Raw genomic sequence first — 4,695 nt, forward strand, 5'->3', positions numbered from 1 at the left:
CTAAGACCATTAGAAAGAGCTTCTCAGTTGTCTTAGAGCGTACGGTCAGAGAGCTAAACGGCGAGAGTTGTATTGATATTGAAGAAATAGCACCAACGAAGCAGCAAATTGTCTGTAGTCGCTCATTTGGTGCACGAATAACAACAATCAACGCTATGCGCGAAGCTGTCAGCGAATACGCTAGTCGTGCATCTGAAAAGCTTAGAGGTCAAAAGCGGTGTGCCAAAGTAGTAAGTGTTTTTATCCGCTCAAGCCCTTTCAATCCTAATGATTTATATTACAGCAACTCAGCATCTGCAACGCTAGATATGCCTACAGATGACACCCGAGACATTGTACGAGTGACTATGATGTTACTTGATTTCATCTGGCGTGATGGTATCAGGTATGCAAAAGCGGGAATCATGTTAAGCGACTTTTTCGAGCCTGGAGTATTTCAACAGAGCTTATTTTCTGAGTGTGGAAATGACTCTAAGAGCCAGGCTTTAATGGCTACAATCGACAAAATTAATCGAACAGGAAAAAATATTTTTTTAGCTAGTCAGGGAGTCAAGAAACCTTGGAGTATGCAAAGACACTATCTGTCTCCAGCATATACAACCTGCTGGAAGGATATCCCAGCAGTAAGATAAATACAGCTTTTTCCAAGCACAGCATAAGTTTGATTAATATAAAAAAGGGGGGGCTTCCCCCTCTTACGCATTACGTTCTTTTAAGTAATCGTCAACCGCCTCTTTAAATGCTTCCTGTAGCGCTTTAACTGACTCCCCCTCATAACTAACCAAGGGATTAATAAAAAGTACTTTACCGAATAAAATATTGTCTTCCGTACAGACCTCTACAGAGCCATGGTAGCCTTTATAGCTTAAAGTGTTCATTGTTAGCACCCTTGTGGTTTATTATTAGTTTTTTCGCACTTTCAGAAGTTTATTAATTTCCGTGAACCCTGCAGCTAACCTGTCGTACTCTTTCTTCACCGCAGGGTTTTTAAGTGCATTTTCCTTTAGTTTATTAAGACTGTTCGTCATCACTTTACCAGCCTCGAATCAAACTCAAATTTTACAATTTTGCCTATTTGAAGCTTATCAAAATCGGGGTGCTCAGGGTTTAAAAGATAGTTTGATTCTTCGGGAATAATAACACTTGGCACCTTAAGCAGCAGAGATAGCTTGTTTTGCACCCAATAGTCCCCTGTAGCTTGGGTTTCTGGCTCCATCTCATAAGACTGCCAGTTCGATGGTAAGCTGTCAGTGTCCAGGTCCATCACCAACGATTTATCAAACGACACTGGTAGCTTGTGATAACGTTTGAGTATGTCTGACTGCTTAAGATGTACTAATAACTCCATTGAGGCTAGGGCTAAGCTCTCAGCGAGATATACGACGCGTGTACCCTTTGAGTTCCAGCGACCTCCAAATAAGTACGCTCCTTCGCCGGACAGCATTTCATGAGGTGTTTTTGCATAATCGGGTGCTGCTATTCTCCAACCTTTCTGCATTAACTAAACACCCCATGCCGAATACGTCCGATCAAGTCTTCTACTTCCTTAGCTCCAAACTCTGTCCGGGCGTGCTCTAGCGGGGTCTCACCACCAAATAGAGGTTCTGGCGTTTGTAGCCAGTTTCTGGCCTTTACATCATCATCCAGCATCATAGCTTTTGCTAAGTCATATAGCTGAGCAAACCGATACACTTTACTAGACTCATCTGGAGTTAAGCGCCCTGCCTCTTTTCGGCGGCTAAAGGTAGCCTTTGACATGCCAGATATTTGTAAAAACGTTTTCTGGTCTATGCCTAGCGCTTTCTCAATAGCAGCTATCGCCTTAACTGAAAGACCTTCGAGCAAGGAGTTTTGCACTTCTACCCGGTTAGAGCCTATGACGCGAGCAATTAGCTTTCCCTTTCGTGGTGTTTTCGTTGGGTTAAAGTGAAGCTTTGAGCTTCCGTTTTCCGTGCTTCTAGAGGCTGTCATGATACCCTCTTTTGTTTCATATGATACTTTATAGTATATCATATGATTCATTTGCTATCATAGTAAAGCAAAATAGCTATAAATCTATAGAAAAAATGCCTAGAGACTTAACCAAAAAAGAAGTGATTGTTTCAATCTTAGGCGTTGCCTGGGTTGGATTGACATTATATGTGGCAAAAGTGCATTCAAAACCAGCCGCCTACATAATGATACTTGTCTTGTTAGTGGCGTCAGGGGTCGAAAGGTATACCACTTATAAGCGAGCAAAAGCGGGTGATGCTTCTGCGCTTTATAACCTACATAATCATTTTCCTAAAGTACCGGTAATAATCCAATGGCTAGTATTTGCTGGCTTTTTAATCGGCTCGGTCTATTGTATCTAGCCGCTTTACCAAGGTAGGTTACAGTAACCCCACTAACTCTCCCCAGAGTCTCTTCATATGGTGCTAGATTGATTGTTCCCTTCTACATTGAAGGTAATGAGCTGTATGAACTTTAGGATTATAAGGTTTTCTGGTAAAAGATGTGCCTAGTTCAAACAAAGAAATGCAACCCCTCACCTCAGAAATCAAGGGTTAAGGGGAATCACACATGGCTGTCAGGATATGAAAAGCTGTAGTAAGTGCAAGAAGTCATCGCCAATAGAAGAGCTATTTATACCATTAAAGTCAAAAGAGTTTTATTGCCCTGAGTGCTTTTCTGAAGTTATCACTAAAAAAGGAAAGCAAGCATGGCTAACTTGGATTCTCGGATTAACCGTGTGTATTTGGGGAGCCATAACTTACCCTGATGATAAATTTTTCTATCTGGGAGTCACTTTTTTTAGCTGGGGTGTGGTAAATTTTATAAGCATTACTATCCATGAGCTCGTTCATTACCTTTTTACCAAGTTGCTTGGTGGTTATTGCCCAAGAGTTTCATTTGGAGAAGGAGGATTAATATATTCATTTCATTCTAAGCATACGATTTGGGAGCTAAGAGCAAGTCCTTCTCTAGGGATCACTTATGTCGCATTCCCCACTCACCTCCAGCAAGGATGGCGATATTTAGTTGTTTTAGCTTCTGCAGGCTTGGTTAACTTATCCATTGCTGTTTCTGCCTTTTTATTGGTTTACTTTGAAGCAATAAAAGGTCTTCATTCTTTAATAGCTGTATTTATCATTGTATTTGGAGTAGTGAACTTATTATTATTCTTTTCTGCGTTCTGGCCAAGAGTAATTCGAGCAGGTCAGTCGACAGACGGAGCGCAAATCCTGGAAATATTGAAAAAAAATGACGCCTTTTTTGATAAATTACATATGGGTTATCAGCTCAATATTGCAGATGCTCTGATATCCAGAGGTGAATATGCAACATTGATTACATTTATTGAGTCGTGCAAAGATTACGAAAATTCTCCTCTTCACTGTAGCTGTTTAGAGTATGCCTATATTCAGCTCGGTAAACTCGATATTGCACTAGAGTACTCTAATAGATCTATCGAATTATTAGAAACACATGACAAAGACTGCTTGCCACTGGGGAGTTCTGTTGAAGCGTTAAAAGCAATATTTCTTAACAACTTAGCGTTTGCCCTGTATTTGATGAATAGTGAAGATAGTGAGCGAATGGTGAATGCTGCAAATTTCGCCTACCAAAATATACCATGGAATGATGCAATTATTAGTACTTGGGCATCCATTCAAATTGAATACGGAGATTTATCAAAAGGCATCTCATTGTTGGAAAAGTTGGTAAGCAAGAAAAGAGAGATAGATGATAAGTGCTCAGCGCAAAATTACGCGAGCTTGGCAATTGGCTATAGAAAGGCCAATAAACTTGATGAAATGAACAAAGCTAAAGCGAAATCAATAGCTCTAGATCCACATTGTATATTATTAGAAAGGATATAATATGCAACCACAAGAACGCGGGTAAACAAATGAAATACAGGGCAGCGTTATTATCGATAGTATTATTAATATGGTCAAATATATCTTCAGCGACAGAATCCTTTACCGAGGTTAGAGAATTTTTTAATAAAATTACAAACCTCTCTAATAGCTATGATGTATCTGTGGTTAAGTATTACTCTGATGATGCAAAAATAGGTACTATAAGAACATACCCTACTGGTATGAAACGAAGTCTTGAGTTGACGGGTAAGCAATGGAAAGAGCTCATAATAAAAGCTATGCCTCTCGCCAAGTTAAAAAATGATAAAAGCACAATGTCCAATATAGAAGTAATTAAAAAGGAAAATGGTTATAAAATTTCTGCCCACCGATATTCACACCTTAGATGTTATACTGACAAGCAATACTACATGGTCATAATTCCGGATATAAACAACAGCTTTGTTATTGTGGAGGAGTTTATGGCTACACAGCCAAACTCTGATTGTTAGCTTTCAAGATTTGCTACCTGAAAAGATTATTTACCACTATACCTAACTATTTCGAGAATATGGCCCCGTCAACCTTTACGGTCAGCTTTCTATCGGGCCAAGCGAAATCAAAGCGCCAACGGCGGGAGGGGTGGAATTTATATTCTGTTTCTGGCTTGGGGAGTTTCATGCATCTAATGTGCAACTCTAGGGTTGCTTCTAGTTTGCTCATACTTCCAGAAAATGCACCTTATTTATTTTGATCTTATAACTCGGCTTTGGCCATTATTGAATACACATGACGGCTAAAAATAAGCTATTAGAAACAACGGGTTAGAATTAATTCATATCATGGTTTT

The 4,695-nt window shown here is 39.7% G+C and carries 7 protein-coding genes; 4 read left to right on the forward strand and 3 right to left on the reverse strand.

Annotation, left to right across the window (positions count from 1 at the left end; translation table 11 throughout):
* Positions 1-632, forward strand: a 632-nt coding sequence (locus F607_RS0124905) for a DinB/UmuC family translesion DNA polymerase (protein ID WP_027710201.1), incomplete at its 5' end; no start/stop codon positions are given.
* Positions 633-695: 63 nt separating this feature from the next.
* Here the strand turns inward: F607_RS0124905 and F607_RS31750 are convergent.
* The 3 genes from F607_RS31750 to parS all read right to left on the reverse strand — a co-directional run bounded on the left by F607_RS31750 (position 696) and on the right by parS (position 1,971).
* Entirely contained in the window at positions 696-878 is a 183-nt protein-coding gene (locus F607_RS31750) for a hypothetical protein (RefSeq protein WP_038292220.1), read from the reverse strand.
* A 149-nt stretch (positions 879-1,027) separates the two neighbouring features.
* Positions 1,028-1,498: an RES family NAD+ phosphorylase gene (locus F607_RS0124920; protein WP_027710202.1), complete on the reverse strand. Its 471-nt coding sequence runs from the start codon at positions 1,496-1,498 to the stop codon at positions 1,028-1,030.
* Complete coding sequence (parS, locus tag F607_RS31755; RefSeq protein WP_169719848.1) at positions 1,498-1,971, reverse strand: type II RES/Xre toxin-antitoxin system antitoxin; 474 nt, start codon at positions 1,969-1,971, stop codon at positions 1,498-1,500. The genes F607_RS0124920 and parS overlap by 1 nt, the downstream gene beginning before the upstream one ends.
* A gap of 95 nt (positions 1,972-2,066) precedes the next feature.
* Here parS and F607_RS0124930 point away from each other — a divergent pair, with 95 nt between their 5' ends.
* The 3 genes from F607_RS0124930 to F607_RS0124940 all read left to right on the forward strand — a co-directional run bounded on the left by F607_RS0124930 (position 2,067) and on the right by F607_RS0124940 (position 4,357).
* Entirely contained in the window at positions 2,067-2,354 is a 288-nt protein-coding gene (locus F607_RS0124930) for a hypothetical protein (protein ID WP_157365597.1), read from the forward strand.
* A gap of 375 nt (positions 2,355-2,729) precedes the next feature.
* Positions 2,730-3,863, forward strand: a complete 1,134-nt coding sequence (locus F607_RS0124935; RefSeq protein ID WP_157365598.1) for a site-2 protease family protein — start codon at positions 2,730-2,732, stop codon at positions 3,861-3,863.
* A 29-nt stretch (positions 3,864-3,892) separates the two neighbouring features.
* Entirely contained in the window at positions 3,893-4,357 is a 465-nt protein-coding gene (locus tag F607_RS0124940) for a hypothetical protein (protein ID WP_027710205.1), read from the forward strand.
* Positions 4,358-4,695 lie beyond the last annotated feature (338 nt).

This window comes from Zooshikella ganghwensis DSM 15267 (assembly GCF_000428585.1).
Classification (GTDB): Bacteria; Pseudomonadota; Gammaproteobacteria; order Pseudomonadales; family Zooshikellaceae; genus Zooshikella; species Zooshikella ganghwensis.